At 53.6% G+C, this 24141-nt stretch carries 17 protein-coding genes; 5 read left to right on the top strand and 12 right to left on the bottom strand.

From position 1 onward, the window contains the following. The first annotated feature begins 190 nt into the window (after positions 1 to 190). The 4 genes from I2H39_RS05690 to I2H39_RS05675 all read left to right on the top strand — a co-directional run bounded on the left by I2H39_RS05690 (position 191) and on the right by I2H39_RS05675 (position 5548). Positions 191 to 1291, top strand: a complete 1101-nt coding sequence (locus I2H39_RS05690) for an ABC transporter ATP-binding protein (RefSeq protein WP_195626042.1) — start codon at positions 191 to 193, stop codon at positions 1289 to 1291. Continuing rightward, complete coding sequence (locus tag I2H39_RS05685; RefSeq protein WP_138309794.1) at positions 1288 to 2952, top strand: iron ABC transporter permease; 1665 nt, start codon at positions 1288 to 1290, stop codon at positions 2950 to 2952. The genes I2H39_RS05690 and I2H39_RS05685 overlap by 4 nt, the downstream gene beginning before the upstream one ends. A 75-nt stretch (positions 2953 to 3027) precedes the next feature. After that, on the top strand, positions 3028 to 4755 hold the full coding sequence (locus I2H39_RS05680; protein ID WP_138309795.1) for a sensor histidine kinase: 1728 nt from the start codon (positions 3028 to 3030) through the stop codon (positions 4753 to 4755). Continuing rightward, a complete protein-coding gene (locus tag I2H39_RS05675; RefSeq protein ID WP_138309796.1) occupies positions 4748 to 5548 on the top strand; it encodes a response regulator in 801 nt (266 codons plus the stop codon). The genes I2H39_RS05680 and I2H39_RS05675 overlap by 8 nt, the downstream gene beginning before the upstream one ends. On the opposite strand, the gene I2H39_RS05670 is transcribed toward I2H39_RS05675, so the two are convergent. Genes I2H39_RS05670 through I2H39_RS05660 form a run of 3 tightly spaced genes read right to left on the bottom strand, consistent with a single transcriptional unit; the run spans position 5538 to position 8354 of the window. Further along, entirely contained in the window at positions 5538 to 6308 is a 771-nt protein-coding gene (locus tag I2H39_RS05670) for a suppressor of fused domain protein (RefSeq protein ID WP_138309797.1), read from the bottom strand. The two genes, I2H39_RS05675 and I2H39_RS05670, sit on opposite strands and share 11 nt — an antisense overlap. Beyond that, positions 6295 to 7464 (bottom strand): GGDEF domain-containing protein, encoded by a 1170-nt coding sequence (locus I2H39_RS05665; protein ID WP_195626041.1) that lies wholly within the window; start codon positions 7462 to 7464, stop codon positions 6295 to 6297. Before I2H39_RS05665 ends, I2H39_RS05670 begins: the two co-directional genes overlap by 14 nt. A gap of 44 nt (positions 7465 to 7508) precedes the next feature. Then, on the bottom strand, positions 7509 to 8354 hold the full coding sequence (locus tag I2H39_RS05660; protein ID WP_195626040.1) for a MerR family transcriptional regulator: 846 nt from the start codon (positions 8352 to 8354) through the stop codon (positions 7509 to 7511). 117 nt (positions 8355 to 8471) lie between these two features. On the opposite strand from I2H39_RS05660, the gene I2H39_RS05655 reads away from it, so the two are divergent. Further along, positions 8472 to 9800 carry an MATE family efflux transporter gene (locus I2H39_RS05655; protein WP_138309800.1) on the top strand — a complete coding sequence of 443 codons (1329 nt, stop codon included), beginning with the start codon at positions 8472 to 8474 and terminating at the stop codon, positions 9798 to 9800. A 158-nt stretch (positions 9801 to 9958) separates the two neighbouring features. Here I2H39_RS05655 and I2H39_RS05650 read toward each other — a convergent pair whose 3' ends face one another. The 9 genes from I2H39_RS05650 to I2H39_RS05610 form a co-directional block, all read right to left on the bottom strand. After that, positions 9959 to 10729 (bottom strand): response regulator, encoded by a 771-nt coding sequence (locus tag I2H39_RS05650; RefSeq protein WP_330640793.1) that lies wholly within the window; start codon positions 10727 to 10729, stop codon positions 9959 to 9961. Then, the gene (locus I2H39_RS05645) at positions 10723 to 12435 is read right to left on the bottom strand and encodes a sensor histidine kinase (protein WP_138309802.1); all 1713 of its coding nucleotides are present in this window, start codon (positions 12433 to 12435) and stop codon (positions 10723 to 10725) included. Before I2H39_RS05645 ends, I2H39_RS05650 begins: the two co-directional genes overlap by 7 nt. After that, positions 12432 to 13571: an extracellular solute-binding protein gene (locus I2H39_RS05640; protein WP_330640792.1), complete on the bottom strand. Its 1140-nt coding sequence runs from the start codon at positions 13569 to 13571 to the stop codon at positions 12432 to 12434. Before I2H39_RS05640 ends, I2H39_RS05645 begins: the two co-directional genes overlap by 4 nt. Positions 13572 to 13718: 147 nt before the next feature. Continuing rightward, positions 13719 to 14795: an ABC transporter ATP-binding protein gene (locus I2H39_RS05635; protein WP_138309803.1), complete on the bottom strand. Its 1077-nt coding sequence runs from the start codon at positions 14793 to 14795 to the stop codon at positions 13719 to 13721. Positions 14796 to 15014: 219 nt separating this feature from the next. Then, positions 15015 to 16724 (bottom strand): iron ABC transporter permease, encoded by a 1710-nt coding sequence (locus I2H39_RS05630; protein WP_138309804.1) that lies wholly within the window; start codon positions 16722 to 16724, stop codon positions 15015 to 15017. Positions 16725 to 16904: 180 nt separating this feature from the next. Next, on the bottom strand, positions 16905 to 18107 hold the full coding sequence (locus tag I2H39_RS05625) for an ABC transporter substrate-binding protein (RefSeq protein WP_138309805.1): 1203 nt from the start codon (positions 18105 to 18107) through the stop codon (positions 16905 to 16907). A 139-nt stretch (positions 18108 to 18246) separates the two neighbouring features. Next, the gene (locus I2H39_RS05620; protein ID WP_195626039.1) at positions 18247 to 22083 is read right to left on the bottom strand and encodes an ATP-binding protein; all 3837 of its coding nucleotides are present in this window, start codon (positions 22081 to 22083) and stop codon (positions 18247 to 18249) included. Between the two features lie 63 nt (positions 22084 to 22146). Continuing rightward, positions 22147 to 23394: a HAMP domain-containing sensor histidine kinase gene (locus tag I2H39_RS05615; protein ID WP_195626038.1), complete on the bottom strand. Its 1248-nt coding sequence runs from the start codon at positions 23392 to 23394 to the stop codon at positions 22147 to 22149. Continuing rightward, the gene (locus tag I2H39_RS05610) at positions 23394 to 24080 is read right to left on the bottom strand and encodes a response regulator transcription factor (protein WP_138309808.1); all 687 of its coding nucleotides are present in this window, start codon (positions 24078 to 24080) and stop codon (positions 23394 to 23396) included. The genes I2H39_RS05615 and I2H39_RS05610 overlap by 1 nt, the downstream gene beginning before the upstream one ends. Positions 24081 to 24141 lie beyond the last annotated feature (61 nt).

Here is a 24141-nt window from a genome sequence, read left to right as displayed (position 1 = left end):
GCTCCGCTCATCTGACAGAACACGCAAAACAGGCATAAACATGCCCCCAAAGGACTGCCCCTTATGCTGACCACATCATCCTGTCACCGCACTTCACCTCTTGGCGGCTCGAAACGGTCAGATTAGGCAGTCCTTTTTAAACGCCTGAAGCACAGGCGCCAAATACTCATAACAAGGAGGGTTACAGACAATGAGTGTAGCTATCAGCATAGAAAATGTAATCAAACGGTTCGGAAAGGATACCATCATAAACGGTCTGTCCTTAGACGTGCGGCCCGGTGAATTCTTCACCCTCTTAGGGCCTTCCGGGTGCGGCAAAACCACCCTGCTGCGCATGATTATAGGATTCAATTCCATTGAGGGCGGTGAAATCAAGATTGACGGCAAGGTCATCAACAACATCCCCACCAACAAGAGGAACATGGGCATGGTATTCCAGAACTACGCCATCTTCCCCCATATGTCGGTCCGTGACAATGTGGCCTTTGGCCTGAAGAACCGCAAGGTGCCCCAGGACCGGATTGAGTCGCAGGTGGACGATATTCTGAAGGTGGTAAAGATTGACCATCTGAAAAAGCGTATGCCATCCAAGCTCTCCGGCGGCCAGCAGCAGCGCGTGGCCCTGGCCAGGGCCATTGTCATCCATCCGGAGGTGCTGCTCATGGACGAACCCCTGTCCAACCTGGACGCCAAACTGAGGGTGGAGATGAGGAACGCCATCAAGCGCATCCAGCAGCAGGTGGGCATCACCACCATATATGTAACCCATGACCAGGAGGAGGCCCTGGCTGTATCGGACCGCATCGCGGTCATGAACGGCGGTGTCATCCAGCAGATTGACACTCCCAAGAATGTGTACCAGCGCCCCTCCAACATCTTTGTGTCCACCTTCATCGGCCTCTCCAACATCATGGACGGACGCATCGAGGCAAGGGACGGAAGGACACTGCTTCACATCGGGGATTACAGCGTTGCCATGGAGAATCTGGATGACAGCGCCAGGGACGGCCAGGCAGTGAAGGTATCCATCCGGCCTGAGGAATTCATTATCAGCCGGGACGGCAGCCAGGGCATACCTGCCATCGTACAAAGCAGTGTATTTCTGGGCATTACCACCCATTACTTTGTGGAGACAGAGGACGGCAGGGAAATGGAAGTCATACAGAACTCCGATATCTGGGATATCATACCGGACCACACACCCATCCGCCTGGGCGTGCAGCCCCATAAAATCAACGTATTCACCGAGGACGGCAGTCAAAGCCTTATTGTCAGGAGGGACCATTCATGAGATATGCAGGAGAGAAAAAACTAAATATCTGGGTTGCAATGGCACTGGGAATCCTGGCCCTGTTCCTTCTCTTCGTGGTCTATCCCCTGGTGCTGGTGCTCTATAAAAGCGTTCTCTCTGAGGACGGACATTTAAGTTTCGCCTATTTTACCAAATTTTTCGCAAGAAAATACTACTGGAGCACCCTGGTGAACAGCTTCAAGGTCACCATTGTTTCCACCCTGGTGGCTGCCTTTCTTGGGCTGGCCATGGCCTACGTATTAAGGAGCGTGCAGATTAAGGGAAGCAAATACCTGAACATCCTGATTGTCATCTCCTACCTGTCCCCGCCCTTCATCGGCGCCTATGCCTGGATTCAGCTGTTAGGGCGCAACGGCTTCTTTACCAAGATACTCAACAGTCTTTTTCATGTAAAGCTGGGAGGCATCTACGGTTTTGCAGGCATTGTGCTGGTATTCTCCCTCCAGTCCTTCCCTCTGGTGTACATGTACATATCCGGGGCCCTGAAGAATCTGGACAATTCCCTGAACGAGGCAGCTGAAAGCCTTGGCTGTACGGCCTTCCAGCGGGTCATGCAAATCATCGTCCCCCTGGTAATGCCCACCATGCTGGCCAGCTCCCTGCTGGTGTTCATGCGCGTGTTCTCTGACTTCGGTACTCCCATGCTCATAGGCGAGGGCTATAAGACCTTCCCGGTGCTGATTTACAGCCAGTTCATGGGCGAGGTCAGCACGGACGACCATTTTGCCGCAGCCCTCTGCGTCATTGTCATCGGCATCACCCTGGTGCTCTTTTTCCTCCAGCGCTATCTGGGCAGCCGCTTTACCTATTCCATGACCGCCTTAAAGCCCATGGTGGCGGAAAAATGCACCGGCACCCGCAACATCCTGTCCCACCTGTTCGTGTACGCAGTGGTGCTCATTGCCATCCTGCCCCAGATTACGGTCATCTTCACCTCCTTTCTGGCAACCGGCGGAGGAACGGTCTACACAGGCGGCTTTTCCCTGGAAAACTACAGGAACACCCTGTTCTCCAAGAACAACAACACCGCCATCTTCAACACCTACCTGTTCGGAATATGCGCCATTGCCATTGTGGTGGTGTTCGGTATCCTCATCTCCTACCTGACGGTCAGGAAAAGATCCTTCCTCACAGGCATCCTGGACACTGTGACCATGTTTCCCTACATTATACCCGGCTCTGTCCTGGGTATCTCCTTCCTGTACGCTTTTAACAGCAGGCCCCTGCTGCTCAGCGGCACTGCGGTCATCATCGTCATTTCCCTGTCCATACGGCGTATGCCATACACCATACGCTCCAGCACCGCCATCATCGGACAAATCAGTCCCAGCGTGGAGGAGGCAGCCATCAGCCTGGGGTGCACTGAGACAAAATCCTTTGTAAAGGTGACAGTGCCCATGATGATGTCCGGCGTGCTCTCCGGCGCCATCATGAGCTGGATTACCTTAATCAGCGAGCTCAGTTCCTCCATCATCCTGTATACCAGCAGGACCCAGACCCTGACCGTGGCCATCTATGCGGAGGTCATCCGCAGCAACTTCGGCAATGCCGCGGCCTACTCCACCATCCTGACCCTGACCAGCATCGTATCGCTGCTGGTGTTCTTCAAAGTCACAGGCAGCAATGACATCAGCATTTAATTTCCAACTATGATATAATAGGAGGTACAGTGTCCGGAGGGCACTGTACTTCACTACTTCCGGGAGGTACCCGCCATGGCAGGTAACCAGTACAGGGATTACATCAAGCGTTCTTTCTTTAAATATGCCATCTCCATCATCTCACTTCTCTTTGTGCTGATGGGGCTGTTTCTGTTCATCAATGTCCAATGGATCAGCGTGGGAAGCAACCGGAGGAACAACGCCCTTCTGGCGTCCATCCTGGACACACAGGTAACCGCCTATAAGGAAGGTCTGGAACACTTTTCCACGGATTACCGTTTTCTGGATGCCCTGAAACAGGAAAATGCAGATACAGCCACCCAGGTCAACCGGCTGCTCTACGGCTTTACCACGTCCCAGCCCATACGGTGTACCTTTGCCCTCACAGATACGGAGGGGCGCATGGTAAGCTCCAGCCTTTTTGAGGGAAACCGGGATATATTCCTGGGCAGCGCCGTCTACAGGAGCCTGACGGAAAAAATGCAGGAAGAGCCTTCCATGACCCATACCATGCCCAGCCGACTGAATTTTGCCCACGGACAGGCCGGGGACTTGCTTCTGGCCCGCTCTATTGCAGATGCAGACGGAATCTGCGGATATCTGTTCTTCGACCTGATGGATGAACAGATTTACGAGGCAGTGCGGGAATACCCCCTGGACGATGTGGTCATCACGGACCGGTATGACAACCTGATTTTTGCAGTGGGAAGACAGAATGCAGACCCCATGGAAAAATATCCTGCCGGCAAATACCGGATGGACTGGCAGAAGGGCAACATCGTCAAGGTCAACAACAAGCGCTACCACATACATAAGGAATCGCTTCCTGAAAGCTCCCTGATTCTGTATACCCTGGTATCCATGGAATTCCAGCGCAGCCTTGTGACCTACGGCGTCCTGTTCCTTGGACTGGCCGGAATCCTGATGGTTATTATGATTCCGCCCCTGACCCTGCGCATCACCAAAAAGAACCTGCAGGCCATTGACGAGCTCCAGGCCTCGGTTGGGGAAATGGGCCGGGGAAATATGGACTACCGCTTAAAGAGCCAGGTATTTGACGAATTCCAGATGCTCAACGATGCGTTCCGCAACATGGTCATCCAGCGCGAGGAGCTGATGCTTCACAACAGCGAGCTGGCAGAGCGCAAGCGCACCATGGAAATCAGGCAGCTGGAGGAACAGTTTAATCCCCATTTCATCTTCAACGTGCTGGAAACCCTCCGCTATGAGATTGCCATTGACTCCCAGAAAGCAGCTGAGATGGTCATGGCCTTTGCCAACCTGATGCGCTACAGCGTGTATTACGGCAGCACCATCGTGCCCCTGCAGACCGACATCGAATACATCAACGACTACCTCCTGCTTCAGAAGATGCGGTATAACCGCAGGCTGAATTACCACATTGACATTCCCGAGGAGCTGATGGACTTAAGGATACCCAAGCTGCTGCTGCAGCCGGTGGTGGAGAATTCCCTTGTCCACGGGATGAAGGATGCCCGCTGCATATCCGTCACCATCACGGCACGCCAAAGGGACAGCGCACTGGTGCTGTGCGTGGAGGACAATGGCAGCGGCATCAGCCAGGAAAAACTAAAGGAACTGCGGGAAGCCCTGGAGCAGGAGGACATTTACAGGGAGCATATCGGTTTATACAATTCACACCGGGTGGTTCGGCTTCTCTACGGTCCTGCCTACGGCCTGACCATTGAGAGCTCCCCCGGAACCGGCACGCGGGTGAGCATCACCCTTCCCGCGGATATGGAGGAGGATACATATGTATAAGGTCCTGATTGTAGAGGACGAGGATATCATACGAAAGGGCCTGCTGTTCATGGTAAACTGGCAGGACGCGGACTGCGTGGTGGTGGGAGAGGCCGTGGACGGCCTGGAAGGCCTGGAAAAAATCCGGGAAACCAGCCCGGATATCGTGGTGGTGGACATCAACATGCCTGTAAAGGACGGTCTGTCCATGCTGGAGGACAGTATAGAGGAATACGGCTTTGACGCCATCATCGTGTCCGGCTACAGCGACTTTGAATACGCCAGAAAGGCCATCCGCCTGGGGGTCACGGAGTATCTTCTGAAGCCGGTGAATTTCAGCGAGCTCTACGACGCCCTTGGAAAGATTAAAGCCAAGCAGCAGGCAGCGGCCAGGTTTAAACATGAGATGAGGCAGCTGGACATGGAGAAGCGGAAGCTAGGCATACTGGACGAGCCGGAAACAGGGGACGGCCCCGAGGAAAACCGCCATGTGGAGCACATGATGGACTGCATCCGGAACAATTATGGTTCCCACCTGTCCCTGACGGATATCAGCGAACAGTGCGGAATGTCATGCACCTACCTGAACTCCAAGTTCAAACGCTTTACCGGCTACACCTTTAACGACTATCTGAACCGCTACCGGATGCAGAAAGCCGTGGACCTGCTGAAGGAAAATAAATACAAGGTCTACGAAATCGCAGACCTTGTGGGCTTCTCGGATTATAAATATTTTATCAAGGTATTTAAAAAATATGTGGGATGCTCCCCTGTCAAGTTCATGGAGGGCGGCAGCACCGGCCCTACCCCATAAAATCCTCACACAGATTGGGCCGGTGTATATCCAGCACCATGGGCAGGTTCCCGTCGGAAAACCGCTTATCCAGCGCCTCCATTCCATACTCCAGCTTATACTCAATCTCTTCCCTGTATGCAGGTATGACCATATAGAAATTTACCTTCCTGCCGTCCTTTGCCTCCATGCTTCCCATATCACCGCCGGTCTGTACCAGTACCACGCCGCCCATTCCGGTATCCGGCGCCAGGGGCTCATAATCGGGGCCATTGGGAATGGTGTGTCCCCAGCCCAGCCAGGTGCCGTACTCATGGGGGAACCGGGCCAGGTATTTAATCAGCCCAATGGGCCAGTACTCTGTTTCCGGAATATCGCTGTTGAGCTGGCCTGTCTCTCCCGGATTCCACTCCTTTGGAAGGAACATATACAGTTCCCCGTACTTAAGGTCCTCCCTGTCCCGGATTTCCTCAGGCAGGGTCATGGGCAGGTCGCTCATGCCCGTGGTATACATCACATAGTAGGGATGGGTTTCATCCGGCCGCATGATGTTCACATCAATATGGACCAAATCCGAGAGAATCTCATGGAACACAAACTCCTCCCGGTTGGGAAACAGCGCCTGGAAATGGGCGTTTATCTCCTCCGCGTATACGCCGCAGGCCTCCGGCGGCCTCCATCCCTCGTTCTCCTTATCCTCATAGCGGTAAATGGGCGAGCCGCCCTTTGACACCCCGTCTGCTTTTGGTCCCTTCTTAAACAGCTTGTCAAGCAGTCCCATCCGTATCCTCCTCTGCGCTCTTATTCTTATAATACTGCTGCTTTTTCATGTACATGTTCTTATCCGCCCTGCGGCATGTGCTGTAAAGGTCTGCATCAGCCCCTGGGTCATAGATGGAATACCCCCAGGAAAAGGTAAACTCCGGCATGTCTGCCTCCCTGTTAAACATGGCCTCGAACCGTTCCATAAAATCCAGGATTTTGTCCTGGTCCGCATCCGGCATCACCACCACGAACTCATCGCCTCCAATGCGGTACATCACCGCCTCCCTGGTACCCATGCTGAGATAGGCTTTTGAAACACAGGTAATATATACATCCCCTGCATCGTGTCCCAGGGTATCGTTCACATGCTTAAGGCCGTTTAAATCCAGAAGGATAAATCCCGTTCCCTCCTGGGCCTTCCTGGCAATGCGGTTTCCTATATCCAGCTGGTACGCGTTCCGGTTCTTAAGCTGGGTCAGGTAGTCCGTATTTGACATGTCCCTGTAAAAGGGATTGGATATGCGCCTGAACAGCAGCCTGGACGCACAGCAGGCCCCAAGGCTGAACAGCAGGATAAACAGGGGAAGGAGGCGGCGCAGGCTCCGGTAGGTATCGTACTGGTGGTCGGCCTCAAACTCGATTCCCACTACTCCCAGTACCTGGTCCCCATGGTATATAGGCATGTAGGTAATAAATATCTTTCCCCATCCAGTGTCCTTAATCCGGTCCGGCAGCACCTGCTGTCCGTCCAGGGCCCTCTGCATGTCCGGGTATATCTCAGGCTCTATCAGGTCCCCCGGATACCGGAAGTCCGGCTCCGATTCATCCAGGCAGTCAATGATATACACGAATTCCCCATTTTCATTCATCTTTGCAGTGTATAAATACCGCACGCCGGAAATCTCCCTGACCCTGCGGAAGGAATCATGGGCCCGCTTGTAAACATCGCTCTCCATATCTTCCCTGGCCAGCACCTGGTCAAAGGTGCTTTTATCCAGGCGTTTCTCCACGTAACCGTATATGGCCTCCGCCTGGTCCCTCAGGCTAATCAGGGTATCATTGTATGTAATCCTGTACTGGAACCAAAAAATGGAGAATGTCAACAGGGCCACTACAATTGCAGTGAATACGGAAACCTGTATGTCCACTCTCCTCCATATGCTGGGCTTCATATTAATTTTCTCCTTGGCTGCAGGCGCATTCCATTCATTTGGTATTATTTTACATTATACTCTCTTCTCAACGCTTTGTCCACAGGCACCATTACTTTTACGATATACTGTTCATAGTCCTTCACCGTCAGCTCATCCAGCATCAAATCCTCATACCACATCTGCCCCAGCCGGATTCCCTGCTGCCCGGCAAAATGGCTGATAAGGCGGTAAGGCTTTTCCATATCCCACAGATGGCCCCTGCTGTAGAGCTCCACATAGGTTCCCTCCGGCCGCTTCTGAACCCGGTGGGAGGCCGCCTTCCTGTCAAGTTTTGTATACACCTTCACATAGCGGTCGTATATGCCCTGGTCCAGGTCCTCTCCCAGATAGACGGAGCCCACTGCACCCATTGCGCCGTGATACTTTTCCTGCATCCTGACATGCTCTGCTATCTCCACCGCCGCCTTCCGCTCCGAGCCCGCACTGATGTCGGACATGAGAAGATATTCCCGTTCCCTCTCCACCAGCCTGGGTTCATCCAGCACAGCCTTCATGGCCAGCCGGACCGACTCCTCCTCATGAAGGATAAAGCGCTTCATATTCTTCAGACGCCGTATCTCGTCGTCAATCTGACGCTTCTTGCCGTCCATCATGGACATGAACCGCTCCGGGGAACGTTTTTCCATGTACTCCTTGATTTCCCCCAGGGACATCCCCAGCTTCTGCAGGGCGCGTATGACCTCAAACATGTCCATCTGCCATACAAAATAATACCTGTATCCGTTCTCCTCCTTAAGGGCCGGGGAAAACAGGCCGATTTCGTCGTAGTGGAACAGCGTGTGCTTTCTGACCCCCAGTATCCTGGCAAATTCACCTGTGGTAAAATATAATTCCGACTTTTTTTCCATTTTCGCAAATCTCCTCTTGACTATCGGGTTACCCTATAGCATATGATAATACCTGCGGCTGAAATTATCAATATACAACAGGCTTTGTCCTATTGAATTAAAAACAGGAGTGTTAACATGAGTTATTCATTATCCAAAAAATTTACCTTCGGGTCCCTGATGCTGTTTGCGCTGCCCACCACTGTCATGATGGTGGTGATGTCCCTGTACACCATTGTGGACGGGGTCTTCGTATCCAGGTTTGTCAGCACAAACGCCCTTTCATCGGTCAATATCGTCTACCCTGTAATCAACATCGTGCTGGGCATCTCCGTTATGCTGTCCACGGGAAGCAATGCCATTGTGGCAAAAAAAATGGGGGAGGGACAGCCTGACAGCGCCAGGGAAACCTTCACAACCATTATCCTTATGAATATCATAGTAGGACTGGTCTTCGCCGTCCTTGGGAACCTGGCGGCAGTGCCCCTGTCCCGTATGCTGGGCGCCAGCGACCTGCTCCTGGAGGACTGTGTCACCTACCTGCGCTGGCAGCTGGCTTTTGCGCCCTCCCTCATGCTTCAGATTCAGTTCCAGATGTATTTTGTCACAGAGGGAAAGCCGGGCATCGGACTGTTCCTTACCCTGCTGGCAGGCATTGCCAATGCGGTTCTGGACTATGTGCTTATTGTACCCATGGGAATGGGCATTGCAGGGGCGGCAATTGCCACGGTCACAGGCTACACCATACCGGCCCTCATCGGCCTTATTTACTTTGCCTCTGCCAGAAAGAGCCTGTGGTTCGTAAGGCCGCGCATTATAAAAAGGGAACTGGCGGAAGCCTGCCTCAACGGCTCCTCCGAGATGGTGACAAACCTTTCCTCCGGCGTCATCACCTTTCTGTTCAATCTGCTGATGATGCATTTTGCAGGGGAGGACGGGGTGGCGGCCATTACCATCATCCAGTATTCCCAGTTCCTTTTAAATGCACTGTTCATGGGATTTTCCCAGGGCGTGTCCCCTGTCATAAGCTTTAATTACGGCAGCCGGAACCAGGAACAGCTCAGGCAGGTGTTTAGGACCTCTCTCATTTTCACGGCAGCCTCCTCTCTGGCCGTCTTCCTTATGGCCCAGTTGGGCGGCAGCCTGGTGGTGGAGATTTTCGCCCGCAGGGGTACGCCGGTCTATGACCTGGCAAGGCATGGATTCATGATATTTGCCTGCAGCTTCCTCTTTTCCGGCTTCACCATCTTTGCCTCAGCCCTGTTTACGGCCCTGTCCGACGGACGGATATCCGCCGTCATCTCCTTCGTGCGCACCTTTGGCCTGATTATCACCAGCCTGGTGGTGCTGCCCTTTATCATCGGAATGGACGGGGTGTGGCTGGCCATTCCCATAGCAGAATTCGGCGGAGTCCTGCTGTGCCTTTATTTCATACGCAAATACAGGACAAAATATCACTATGCATGATTCTGTTACTGCCCCGTAAAAAGGGGAAGGCCCGGTGCTTTGATACAAAGCAGACCGGGCCAGCGTCATTTCTGACATATCCAGCATAAACCATGGAGCCGCTCTAAGGTCAAGGCAATTCAGTCCATGGAAATAATTGTAAGATTTCTTACGAATTCTCAGGATACCCCTTTGATGAACTTGGTGGGAGATTTGGAGGTATACTTCTTAAACACGGAGCAGAAATGCTTATAGTCCGTAAATCCCGTTGCCTCTGATATCTCACTGATTCTGTACTGTCTGGTACCCAGCATTACGATGGCCTGCTGGACCCTGTATTTGTTGAGGAAGTCCAGAAAGGTCTGTCCCGTAACCTCCTTGAATTTGCGGCTCAGGTAGCTGGCGCTGACCCCCAGGTCCTCTGAGATGGACTCGATGCTCAGTTTCCTGGCAAAACCCTCACGTATGGCCTTTATGGCCCTGGAAACATACTGGTTCTCCGACAGGTCCAGCTGCATATAGTACTCCAGGTTCAGGTTGCCCCCCTCTATCTCGGCCTGCTCCATCACATGCTCCACCTGGCGGCTGCTTACGATTTCCTCCCCCAGCCGTTCCATAATGCCTGCCAGGGCCTCCTCGTCCACAGGCTTCAGCAGGTACTCGCAGACCCTGGCTTCAATGGCCCGCCTGGCATACTCAAAATCCGCATAGCTGGTCAGCAGGATGCTCTTAAACCTTACCTGCTCCGAAGCTTTTTTTATCATCTCTATGCCGTCCATGAAGGGCATGCAGATATCTGTTATAACCACATCCGGCCTGTACTCCAGAATCTTCTCATACCCGTCCTGGCCGTCGGCTGCCTCAGCCACCACCACACAGTCCATGGACAGCCAGTCCGTGGTATAGACCAGCCCCTTCCGTATCATCTCTTCATCTTCTGCAATCAACACACGCAACATCCGTCTGATTCCTCTCTTTTCACCGGCAGGGTTACCACCAGGGTGGTGCCGTGTCCCTCCGCGCTTCTGATTTCCACCCCGTAGGGCCTTCCGTACAGGATATCGATTCTTCTGTGAATGTTATACAGCCCCGAATGTCTTCTGGGATTTTCCTTCTGTTCCAGCAGGGCTGTCAGCTCGCTTAAGGTTCCCTGGGGGATTCCCACCCCGTCGTCCCGGCATATCATAATGAGTTTTCCCTCATGGATATAGGCTTTCAGCTCCACGGTCAGGTTGAGCTGCTTTCCAAACCCGTATTTCACCGCGTTCTCAATCATGGGCTGAAGCACCAGCTTGGGAATCCGCAGGTCCATGGCCTCCGGCTCCACGTCAATCCGGCAGAGAAACCGTTCCCCGAACCTGCGCTTCAGTATGGTCAGATAGGATTCCAGGTGCTCCAGGTCCTCCTTCAGCGTCACCTCCGCCTTACTGCCGTCCAGGCTGTAGCGCAGCAGGTTTGAAAGGCTGAACACCATCCTTTCTGCCGTCCCAGGCTCCAGCTTGCACATATACCGGATGTTCTCCAGGGTATTGTACAGGAAATGGGGATTGAACTGGGATTCCAGCTGTTTGTTCTGGGCCATGGACACCAGCTCCGCCATCTTCCGGTTGTTCTCCATCTGGATTCTCAGGCTCTGTATCGTCTCGTTATAGGCATCGGCAATGATTTTGAATTCATTGCTGCTCTGTATCCGTATGACCCCTTCCAGGTTGCCGTCCCTGGCATTTTCCATCACATCCAGGATTTTATAGAAGTCCTCTGTCTTTTTCTCCGTCACCTTCCTGGAGTTGAGAAGCATCCACAGTGTCATGAGCACCAGGGCCGTAATGACCAGGCCGCTGCCTAACCCCAGGGAAATGACAATGTTCTGGATATCGGAGATGGAATACACGGTAAACCCGCCCCTGGGGACCTGCTGCCGGGAGACCAGGTACATCTGTTTCTCATGGCTCAGATATCTGCCTGTCTCCCGCAGGACCTTCATAACCTGGTTGCTGCTGTTTAAGAAGCTGTAATTGCTGCTGACATAGGCCCAGCCAAAGGGGTCGGCTATAATGGTCTGGATATCCGGCTTGTCCACAAGAGCCTTAAACTGGCTGCTGGGGATGGAGCACAGGATATACCCCAGCTTTTTGTCCCCGTCCGTCACGCTCCGCCCTATGGCAATGGCGCTGCCGCCGCTTTTCCATCCCTCCGCCAGCCTGAGGGCCGTCTTATCCGGCTCCCGGTCCATATCGTCAAATATGCCCCAGGACACGTCCTCCGGCACATCCAGAAACTGCGGGAGGCTGCTGCGGCTGGATAAAAGGATGTTCCTGCTGCTGTCCAGGACAAACAAATCTCCCTCCAGGCCCAGGCTGTTGGTGATGCCGTAAAATATCCCAAACATCTCAGCCTTTCCGTCCTGGTCTTTGATTCTGTCAAAGCAGCCTGGCTGGGAAGCCATCTCCTCCACTCCCTCCTCATACCGCGCCAGCACATTGTCCAGGAGGCCGGCCACATACCGGTTGTGCTCAATGTTGCTGCTCTTTTTCCCGTGGAGCAGAACTGCCATGAAGAGCAGGCCGCACACCAGGGTAAATATGACCGCCGGGACAATGGCGTAGGCAATAAACATGCGTTCCAGTTCATGGCGGAAATACCGTTCCTTTTTCACCGGGCATCCACCTCCCCGGTTTTCTCAGGCATTCCGGCCGGCTCCCCGTGCCCACTGACCAGTCCCCCAGGAACACCGGCCGGCTCCCCGGACGCACCGGCCTCCTCCTCCAGCACACTGGCATAAACAGAGGCAAAATGCTCCAGCCACCTCCCCTTTCTGGAATTCACCTCATCCTCCCGGCTGTATATAATATGGATGTCCTCCTTATCCGGCAGATAGGCAGGCTCCTCCACATCCTTTCTCACGGAACGGCGGTCCAGCCTCATGGAAATAACGGTCTGGGCATCCCTGCCCGTGACAAAGTCCACAAAATCCCTGGCCTCCTCCACATGGCGGCTGCCCTTTACAATGCAGACGCTGTCCGGCGTGGAAATGACGCCCTCCTTCATGTATACCAGCTTCACCGGTCCTTTGTCCGCCACATAGTGGGCGGCAGCCTCCTCAAACGTAAGTCCCACGGCATATTTTCCCTGGGCCACCCCCTGATACACCTCCCCTGAACCTCCTAACAGAATGCCGTCCAGGTTCCGGCAGAAGTCCTCCACATAATCCCAGCCCTGTTCCGGCTCTCCGTCACCCATGGCGTAGAGCATATTGATAAGATGCTCATAGGCAGAGGAGGAGGTGGCCGGGTCGCACATGGCGATTCTGCCCTTCAGCTCCGGCTTTAACAAATCCTCATAGCCCTCCACCTCCACATCCCCAATCAGGTTGGTATTCACCATGATTACGCTGGGAATATCCGTGAACCGGCTCATATTGCCTTCCCTGTTCTTAAACTCATCCCGCACCATGTCCTCGTTGCAGCTTATGTAGGGCTCAAACAGCTCCTTTTTGGGTATGGTGGTGGACAGGGAACCGCCCCAGAATATGTCGCAGGGAGGACCGTTTCCCTCCTCCGCCATCTTTAGAAGCTCCCCTGTGCCGCCGGTCTGGACATAGACCCGTATTCCGGTCCGTCCCTCAAACTCCGACACAATAGGGTTAATAAACTCAAGCGGATGAGGGCAGTAAATTACCAGCTCCTCATCCGCTGCATGGTCCGCAGCCGCAGAAGTCCCGCTGCCTGCACATCCGGCCAGGCAGAGGGACATCCCTGTCACTGCAATATATATCTTCCAACTCTTTTTCATACGCATCCGATTCCCCATACTGTCTGCCGTGTGCTCCGGCCATGCCGTCCCTCCCGGGATGCACACGGTCCGGCCGGCGCCTTCCCTGCCGCTGGACGGAACCAGGCCGGCGCAGGTATCATGTTTTACACATTATACCAAAACCGCCTACAGAATGTAAACCCCCTTGGGGTCGAAATCCAGGTATGCCTTCTCCCCCACCTCATATATCCTGCGGTTCACCGGATTGTAATCCGTAATCTGGATTTCCATGTTCCCCACCATGACCTGATAGTACTGATAGGACCCCATGAAGGTGGACAGGGTGACAGTGCCTTCCAAAAGCCCCTGCTCCGCCAGGGTGGCTCCCTCAGGCCGGATGACCAGCACGGCATCGTCCCCGGGTCCTGCCTTGGCAAAGTTGTTGACCGTAAGCTCCTGTCCCACCACATCAATGACCGCTTTTTCACCGCTGGCGGACCTGACCCTGGCATCCAGGAAATTAGCCTCCCCGATAAAGTCAGCCACGAACCTGGAATTGGGATGATAGTAAATCTCCCTGGGCGTTCCAATCTGCTCCACCTTACCCTTGCTCATGATAATGATTTTATCGGAAATACTCATGGCCTCGGACTGGTCATGGGTTACATAGATGGCTGTAATTCCGACCTTCTGCTGGATTTTACGGATTTCCGTCCTCATAGTAACCCTCAGCTTGGCGTCCAGATTACTTAAAGGTTCATCAAACAGCAGTACGCTGGGTTCAATGACCAGGGCCCTGGCCAGGGCCACACGCTGCTGCTGGCCGCCGGAGAGCTGGTTGGTCATACGGGACTCCATGCCCTCCATCTCCACCAGCTTCAGGATGTTCATAACCCGCTCATGAATCTCCTCCTTGGGGAGCTTGCGTATCTTCAGGCCGTAGGCCACATTGTCAAAGACATTGTAGTGGGGCAGAAGGGCATAGCTCTGGAATACCATGGCCGTGTCCCTCTTATTAGGGGTCAGGGCGTTGATAGCCTCATCCCCCAGATAGATATCCCCCTCGTCCGGGCTCTCAAAGCCTGCAATCATGCGCAGGGTGGTTGTCTTGCCGCATCCCGAAGGCCCTAAGAGGGTCACAAAGCTGCCCGGTTCAATATCCAGGGTGGTATCCTGCACTGCATAAAACTCCTTGCCTGTCTTTGGGTCCGTATATATTTTAGAAATGTGTTCCAGACGAACACCTTTTTTCTGTTTCTCCATATCAACTATCCTCCTCGCTATGAGCACTTAGCGTCTGTCTTTTAGACGCTTACGTGCGATGCATGCCGCTGGCGCTTGGCGGGCGTCCTTTAACCGCTTAGCGCAGCGGCCCGCTATGAGCACTTAGCGTCTGTCTTTTAGACGCTTACGTGCGATGCATGCCGCTGGCGCTTGGCGGGCGTCCTTTGACCGCTTAGCGCAGCGGCCCGCTATGAGCACTTAGCTCTCCTGCCTTATCTTCCTGCTGACCCCAAAGAACTTCATCAGGGTATTCATGATGAGAACTGCGCCGTATGTTATGACAATCAGCACGGTTGCATAGGCGCATGCAACGCCGTAATTTCCCTTTTCCGCCTGCTCATTAATCTGGCAGGTGATGAGCAGGAAGTCCGGAGTCACCAGAAGAATGATGGCTGAAATTGCCGTGATGCTCCGCACAAAGGCTGTTACCAGTCCGCTGAAAAAGGAATCCTTAATCAGGGGAAGGGTCACGGTCATGAACACCTTGGCAGAACCTGCTCCCATGTCATAGGCCGATTCCTCGATGGACTTGTCAATCTGGCGCAGGGCTGAGATGCCGCTTCTGGTGCCGGTGGGAAGGCTTCGCACAATGAATACGATAATCAGGATAAGGCCGGTGCCGTAAAGTCCGCTCATGATACCGGTCCTGAACAGGCCGTTGGCATAGCCCCTGATATATCCGATGCCCAGCACGGTTCCGGGTACCGCCATGGCAAGCATGGATACAAATTCAATGAAGCCTTTGGCCTTAAACCGTTTCTTTACCACCAGATAGGAGATAACCATGGACAGGAAGGCTGTCAGCGGGGCCGCAATCAGGGACAGGACAAAGGAGTCCTTAAATGCCTTAAGTCCGCTGGTCTTGAACATGTACTGGAACCATTTAAGGCTCAGGCTGTAATCTCTGCCCCAGAGGGTGAACAGGGCGCCAAAGGGCACCATGATGTACATCAGCATAACAAAAGCAGACACAGCGCCGCAGAAAATGGTCAGAGGAACCGTAACGCTCTTATCCTCTATGAGCATTCTCATGCGGGAGGCCTTTCCCGTAAGGGTGGCCGCTGTCTTTTTTTCCAGATAATACTTCTGAATCAGGAACAGCACCACGGTCAGGGACAGGAGCACCACGGACATGGCTGCCGCGCCGGTGGAGTCATAGGCCCCTGTTACCTGCAGGTAGATGGTGGTGGCCAGTGTGTCGTAGGAGCCGCCAATCAGCATGGGGTTGGCGAAATCCGCCACGGACTCAATGAAGGTTACCAGGAATGCATTGCCCAGTCCGGGAAGAAGAAGGGGAAATGTGACGCTGGTGAACACCTTCCACCGGGTGGCTCCCATATCCCTTGTGGCCTCCTCCAGGGAGGGGTCGATATTTTTCAAAAGCCCCTTCAGCATCAGGTAGCATACGGGGAAAAAGGTCAGTGTCTGTACAATGGCGATTCCCTTCAGTCCATACACATTGGAATCATAGATTCCCAAAAGGGAACGGGTGATGATGCCGCTTCGTCCGAACAGCATAATCATGGACAGTGACAGTACAAAAGGAGGAGATACCACGGGAAGCATGGAAACCATGGCAAACAGCTTCTCCAGCACCTTTGTCTTAAGCTTTACATACACTTCAACATAGGCGAACAGCAGACCGATGGCAGTGGACGCGATTCCTGTAATCATGCCTAACACCAGGGTGTTCTTGAAAGCCTTCTGGAACCGCTCCAGGCTCAGCACCCTTGTGAATACCTCCAGGGTAATCTTACCTTCCGAATAAAAGCTGTCTACCAGCAGCATCAGAAGGGGGTACAGGATGAACAATGCCAGGAATACCAGCAGCACCACAATCATACTCACCAGTACGGGGTCTGAAAAAAATTTCTTGCGCTCCAGCTCAGCGCTCTGTTTTCTGGCCACAATGAGGCCCCCTTTCCCGAGGAATTTTTTCCTCTTGATATCTTACGGTCCCTTCCGCAAAGCCAGGACCATAATGTAACAAATGCTGCGTAATGAATGATGTCAACCATTACGCAGCACCCGTTTGCAAGCTTACACTACATTACATTTCCAAGTGCCGGACACCGGCTGGGGCCCCGCCTATTCTGTTAAGAAACGGCTGGAATCCGCGCTGTCGGAGGAGCTTCCAAGAGCTGCGAAGAAGTCCTCTACATACTTGGCACTGTTTTCCTTTGCATCTTCAAAATCATAGTCAATGGTATTGTTCATATCCAGACCAAACTTGGTGGCTTCCTCAGGCTGGGTGGCATTGCTTAATACCAGGAACTGGTAGGAGCCGTTTTCTTTGGCGTGGTCCACACAGTCAGGAGACAGGGCATATTCAATCCACAGCTTGGCTGCGTTTGGATGTGTGCATCCGTTGAAGATGGCGGTAGCGCCTACCTCAAAGGAGGTTCCGTCCTCAGGTACAATTAACTGGATGTTGTCGTAGCCCTGAAGAATCTGGTAAATGCCGTCATGAAGGAATCCGATACCGATTACGCACTCGCCCGGGCCTACCATCTTGGATGGGCCGGAACCGGACTTGGTGTACTGGGAAATATTCTTGTCCAGGGCCTTGAAATACTCCATGGCCTGGTCATGGCCCTTCATCTGAACCATGGTGTTGATGAGCAGCTTTGCTGTGCCGGCCGTGTTGGGGTTGGACAGCATAATGAGTCCCTTGTACTCTTCCTTGGTCAGGTCGTCCCATGTCTTGGGAGCTTCCAGACCCAGGCGGTCTAACTCTTCGGTATTGACCATGAAGCCCAGGATGCCCTTATAGATGCCGTACCAGCAGTTGGTTGGGTCCTTGTACTGGTCGCCAATCAGGTTCTTGGCATTGATTGCCTCATACTCCATCAGAAGGCCGTCAGCCACTGCCTCGTTATAGGGGTCTGTGGTTCCGCCGAACCATACGTCAGCAGATGGTTTGCCTGCTTCCTCGGATATCTTGGTATAAACTTCTGATGTGGAAAGTCTCTGGTATTTTGTCTTGATTCCGTACAGCTTCTCGAAATTCTGGCAGGCAGCCGACAGATATTCCTCCTCACAGGAGCCGTATACAGTCAGTTCACCTTCCGCCTTGGCTGCTTCGATGAGGGCATCCATGTCCCCGCCTGCTGCCTCAGCTGCCGTGGTTTCCGCTGCCTCATCCTTACTCTCTTCCTTTGCAGCCTCCGTAGCGGCTGCCGTGGTGGTCTCAGGTGCAGCCGTGGTATCTGCTGCCTTGTTGCCGCCTCCGCAGGCAGTAAGGCTTAAAGCCATGGAGCATGCCAACAAAAGTGCCAGTTTTTTCTTCATAATAATACCCTCCTTCTCATTTCTGATGGTTTCATCATAGCAGAAAAGAAGGAGGGTAAAAACCGCTTTTTAAGTAATTTTGTCGTGATTTCTGAACCTGGTTTCTATTTTTTTATCTAATATCCACAACAGCATCCAATTACATACATGCATCCAGCATCCGCAGCAGCTCCTCCACGCGGATGGGCTTGGACAGGTGGCCGTTCATGCCGCTGTCCAGTGACTTCCTGCTGTCCTCGTCAAAGGCATTGGCTGTCATGGCAATGATGGGAATGGTCCTGGAATCCGGCCGTTCCATGGTGCGGATGCGCCTGGTGGCCTCGATTCCGTCCATCACAGGCATACGGATATCCATGAGCACTGCGTCGTAATATTCCGGTTCATGGTCCGTGAACGCATCCAGGGCAGCCTGCCCGTTTTCCGCTGTCTCCACCAGAAACCCCTCCATCTCCAGAAGGGACTGTGCAATCTCCTGGTTCAACTGGTTGTCCTCCACAACCAGCAGACGCTTTCCATGGAAATCATGGTGCTCCGGCTCCCTGTGCCTCGGAGCCTTTACATCCTTGATTCCAATGGGCAGACACAGGGTAAAGAAGAACTCCGAGCCCTTTCCCGGCTCACTGCGGACTCCCAGCGTGCCGCCCATCATCTGGACCAGACGGCTGGAAATGGCAAGTCCCAGCCCTGTCCCCCCGTATTTGACAGAGGTATTCCTCTCCGCCTGCTCAAAGGCATTAAAAATGCTGTCCAGGGCTTCCGGCGCAATGCCGATGCCTGTGTCCTTCACGGAAAAGGTAAGACGCTGTCCGCCGGGGCCTCTTCCATCCGGCGTGACGGAAAACAGCACAGTCCCCCCCTGTTCTGTAAACTTCACCGCATTGCCGATAATATTTATCAGCACCTGTTCCAGACGCAGGCGGTCCGTCACAAGGAACAGGCCCCTGCAGCAGCTGTTTTCCACCGCAAACCCCAATCCCTTCTGCTCCGCCTGAGGCCGCATCATGCCCTCCAGAGATTTGACAAACTCCTCCATGTCCGTGGACTGCACATTCAGCTCCATCTTTCCGCTCTCAATGCGCGACATGTCCAGGATATCATTGATTAGACTGATAAGATACTGGTTGGATGTCTCTAACTTATCCAGGCATTCCAGCACCTTTTCCCTGTCGTCCGCCACATTCCTGGCTATGGCAGTCATGCCCACAATGGCGTTAAGAGGCGTACGTATCTCATGGCTCATCCGCGACAGGAAATCCGTCTTGGCCTGGCTCACCGCATCCGCCCTGGCCTTCATCACAAAGGAAGGAATGATTTTACTCAGCTCCTCCAGCAGCTTCTTCTGCTCATCGTTCCAGCCATACCCCTCCTCCTTCACCTCAAAGCTCAGGGTGCCGGCAAACATGCCCTGGTTCCAGATGGCCGCCTGAAGACAAGTCATGGACGACTCCCTATGGACAGCGTTCCTGCTCAGCCCTGTTGCATCAAATTGGCCGGGCCACTGCTCGTACTGCTCCCTTGTTATGTAAAAAGTCTTATGCATCAGCAGGTCCGACTTATCCCTGGCCCACTGGTAGCTGAAACGGCAGGTCAGATAATCCCGGTCCACCTCCAGAAGGGATACCCGGTCCAGACCATACGACTTGCCCAGCCTTGCAAAGAGCAGCTGTACTGCATCGTTTAGGTTCCTGGCCTTTCCTAAAAGGTCCAGTGCAAAGGACACCAGGTCCTCCCTCTGCTCGGTCAGGTCCTGCTCTATGGTGTTGAGCTGGTGCTTTTCCGTATACAGGTCTGTCAGCATCTCCCCCAGCTCATTGGAGGTGTCCAGATAACAGGCCGCCCTGCCCTGGCAGTTTTCCTTTACATATTTCAGTGTGCTCTCCGCACAGCGGTACAGGCCGCTGTACTCGTCCACCACCTCAGTGGCGCACATGCCGATGCTGACCGATATGCTGATGTCCTTGTCCGACTGAAGCAAAAGCTCCCTGACCCTGGCCGCGATACGGGGACCTGTAACGGTTGCCCCTGCCTTTCCCCTGCCCTTTAACACCAGCATGAACTCGTCGCCGCCCATTCGGACCCTTATGTCATCCGGCTCTGTTTCGGCCCTCAGAACATCGGCCACCTCCTGAAGCACGGCATTGGCAAAGGCAATGCCTTCCTCCTGGTTAATGCGGGTGAAATTGTCCATATCCAGAAGCATGAGGGCGCAGCGCTCTCCCTGGGGTTTTCTGGCCATATACTCCTGGGCTATTCTGGTTCCTGCTTCCCTGTTCCACAGGCCGGTCAGGGAATCCCTGGACTTAGCCGCCTCCAGGGCCAGGGCCATGGTCTGTTCCTTTGTTATATCCTCTATGATTCCCAGCACGGTCCCGTTCTGTCCGTTCTCTCCATATTCCACAGCGGACATGGTCACGCGGCACCACAACCCATTAACAGTAAGGAACTGAACCGAGGCAGTCCGTTTCCCGCTGTGGATATCCTCATACATCCTGATGAAATCCCTGCGGCCCTCCGGCGCCACCATTTCCTCTGCAAAGCTTTCCGGCATATTCACATACCGGCTGCCGCACTGATACCGTGCGCTGGTTCTGTCCGGAATGATACAGGTCCGGCGGTCCGGATAATAGTAAAACTCGCAGAGAGAGGTGTGCTCCAGAGCCATGTTCAGGATAGCGCTGTTGGCCTCGGCCAGCTCCTTCAGCTGCTGGTTCTGGTGTTCGGTGCGCTTGCGTGTGTCAATATCCAGAAATACGCTCTGCACAATCAGTTCCCCGTCCCCATCCTGTATCATCTCCAGTTTTCCCAGTATCCAGCAGGGCGTTCCGTCCTTCTGGCGGACACGGTACTCAAAGTTCATGCTGTCGCCTGCCTTTTCCAGGCAATCCATCTGATTCATCTTAATCCGGTAATCCTCTTTTGCAATCAGCTCCTTCCAGTGCCAGGCCCCGCGGGCCCAGAACTCCTCCGGCTCATATCCCAGAATCCGTATACTCTCCCGGTTGGCATTTTTAAACACAATGTGTTCCCGGTCCAGCGCCTTCCACTGCATGATGCCGCACAGAACCGACTGGAACAACTGGTCATACCGGCTGGCCTGGCGTTCCTTTTCCAGGTTCTCCTGCTTCAGCCTATCCTCTGCCTCCACCTGGGCGGATATATCACGGACAACGCACAGACAGATGTCCCTTCCGTCCTCTGCCTGGGCAAAGCTGCCAGTCTCATACACATGGATATACTGTCCGCTCTTTTTCTGTATGCGGTAGCGCACCTCGTAATCCCGGGATTTCCCAAAGGCTTCCTGTATAACCCCGTATACCCTTTCCCGGTCCTGGGGATGGATGCAGTTAGCCACCCTGCCCCGGGTGGCCTGGCTGAACTCTTCATATGTATATCCCAGATAAGCCAGCATCCTGTCATTGACATAGTACAGAGGAAAGCCGGACTCAAGATAGGTGCCCAGCATACCCCCGGGAATATTCTTTCCCAGCAGCTCCAGGGCGCTTCTGCCCATGCGGCGGGCATATTCCCGGCTGACGGATTCTGCAAAGGAAAGGGGGAAGAACTCCCCCTCCTCCTGGATACCGGCTGGGGCGGACGCATGGATGGATGCCACGCGGAATCCCTCTGCCGTGCGGACACAGGCGGATGTCAGGCGCGCGCCCATGGCAAATTCCTTCCCGTCAGGAAGGGTGCGCACCACAGTAAGCCTGCCCTGCATAACGGCGCAGTCTGGGGTGAGACGGTTCTCCCGGATATCCTCCCATATAAGCTGGTAGGCATCCGGGTCCAGTGAAAACTCCTGTTCCAGAGCATTAAGGACCTGTTCCTTCCCGCAGGAATACTCACCCTTCCCAGTGCCTATCCAATGTACATCATCCGTCAGCCAGCCAAGCGTGGCTTCCACATTTCGGTTTACCATGTATTCCTTAAAAAAGGCTCTGGTGGTATTCTCCGCATCCCGCGGTTGTTCTCCCATCTCCTAGTCCTCCCCTTAGACTGCCGCCGGCAGCCCTCTGCGTACTTATTTCCATATATAAAATCATTCTATCACATTCCCGCCAAAATAAAAAGGACGTTTCCTTTTCACGGTAACGTAAAAACAGTTCATCCCATCCCTGTACTCCACCCCGATTACGGCCCTGTGGCTCCTGGCTGTCTCTGCCGCTATGGCCAGCCCCAGGCCATAGCCGTTTGTACTGCTCCTGGCGCTGTCATCCCTGTAAAACCTTCTGAAAATCAGCCTGCGCCTGTCCTCGGGTATGGGTTCTCCCTGGCTGCACACCCACAACCTTGCCCTGCCTCGTCCGGCCGGCTTAAGCCATACCTCTGTCCGTCCCCTTGGCACGGAATATTTTACCGCGTTGTCCATAAGTGCCCTGATTAACTGCCCCATTTGGGAGGGGTTCCCCATCATCATCACATCATCCTCTATCTTATACTCCAGCACCTTCTCCTCCTGGTAAAATACAGGTTCAAAGGTCAGTATCTTCTCCATGACCAAATCGCTTAAGCTAAACCGGACAAATTCTCCCCTCTTTGGCACATAGGCATCATTCCTGGCCAGAAGCAGGAGACTTTCCACCAGGGAGCGCATCTCCTTACACTCCTGGCTCACATGCTCCATCCACTTGTCCGTCTCCGCCGACGCGCCTGCATACCGTTCCTGCAAAAGCGCTGCATTGGCCGTAATCACGGTCAGCGGGGTTTTTAACTCATGGGAGGCATCCGCCACAAACTGCTTCTGCATGCGGACCGATTCCTCCAACGGCTTCACAGCCCACCGGGAAAAGAAATAGGACAGCCCAAAGAATCCCAGCCAGATAGCCCCGCAGGCCATGCCCCCGTATTTCATAACCCCGTTCCTCAGCGAATCCTCATAGGAAGTGTCTGCAAATGCAATCATATGTCCTGCCGGCTGGCTGACTCTTAAATATCTCAGATGGTACGCGTCCAGTATTCCCATATCCTCCTCCCCGGTCATGCCCAGGACAGCCATCTGTTCCAGAAATCCCGGTTCCCAGGAGGCGTCATATCCCTCCCCCAGCGTCACCATGCCGTCCTCTCCCACCAGGACAGTAAAATACGGAATCTGAACCGGGGACAAGGCTGCAAATATCAGGGGATGTTCCTCCCGGGATACCACCCTGGACAGGGCCAGGCTCCCCTGGTCATTGACCCTCCGTTTCACCACAGAGGTCACTGCGCAGAATGTTAAGCCTATGACCGCTGTCACCACCAGCATGTTATAAATAATGAACTTAAGCCGAAGCCTGCCTATTTCCTTCATCACAGCACCTCCCTGCTGTTCTTTTCCACAATCCTGTATCCCAGCTTGCGTATGGTGACAATCATCACATCCGCCTTAAGGAAATCCAGCTTTTTTCTCAGAAACGATATGTAAATCTCCACGTTGTTCTCCACTGCCTCCGCATCATTTCCCCACACCCTGGACAAAAGGGTTTCCTTGGAAACCACCATGTCCCGGTTCACCATCAGAATCCGCATGATGTCGTACTCTTTCTTGCCCAGCTGTATGCTTTTGTCCGGTCCCCTTAAGGTGTAGTCTGCCTGGCTCAGGGAGATATTGCCCAGGTTCAGGCTTTCGGGAATCATCTCCCCCCTGCGCCTCAGTATGGTCTTCATCACAGCCAGCAGCTCCTGCATGTCAAAGGGCTTTGTCAAATAGTAATCAGCGCCGCACTCCAGCCCAGTCACCCTGTCCTCCAGCTCGCTTTTGGCTGACAGTATCAGCACGGGAACCGGACATCCCATTTTCCTGGCTTCCTTTAACAGGGTGATTCCGTCCATTCCGGGCAGCATCAGGTCCAGAATGGCTGCATCGTAGCCGCCGTCCTTTAAGAGCCAGCAGCCGGTACTGCCGTCTCCGCAGATATCGCAGTCATACCAGTGCTTTAAAATATCGCGGATGGACTCTGCCAGCCGCCTGTTATCCTCCACAATCAAAACCCTCATCTATATCATCTCCCTGTATTGAGTCATATGTAAAAAAATCCACCTGTATTCTCTCTCAATT

It is taken from the genome of Clostridium sp. 1001283B150225_161107_B6, from assembly GCF_015556325.1.
Lineage (GTDB): Bacteria > Bacillota > Clostridia > Lachnospirales > Lachnospiraceae > Enterocloster.
This window is presented reverse-complemented; position numbering and strand designations above follow the sequence as displayed.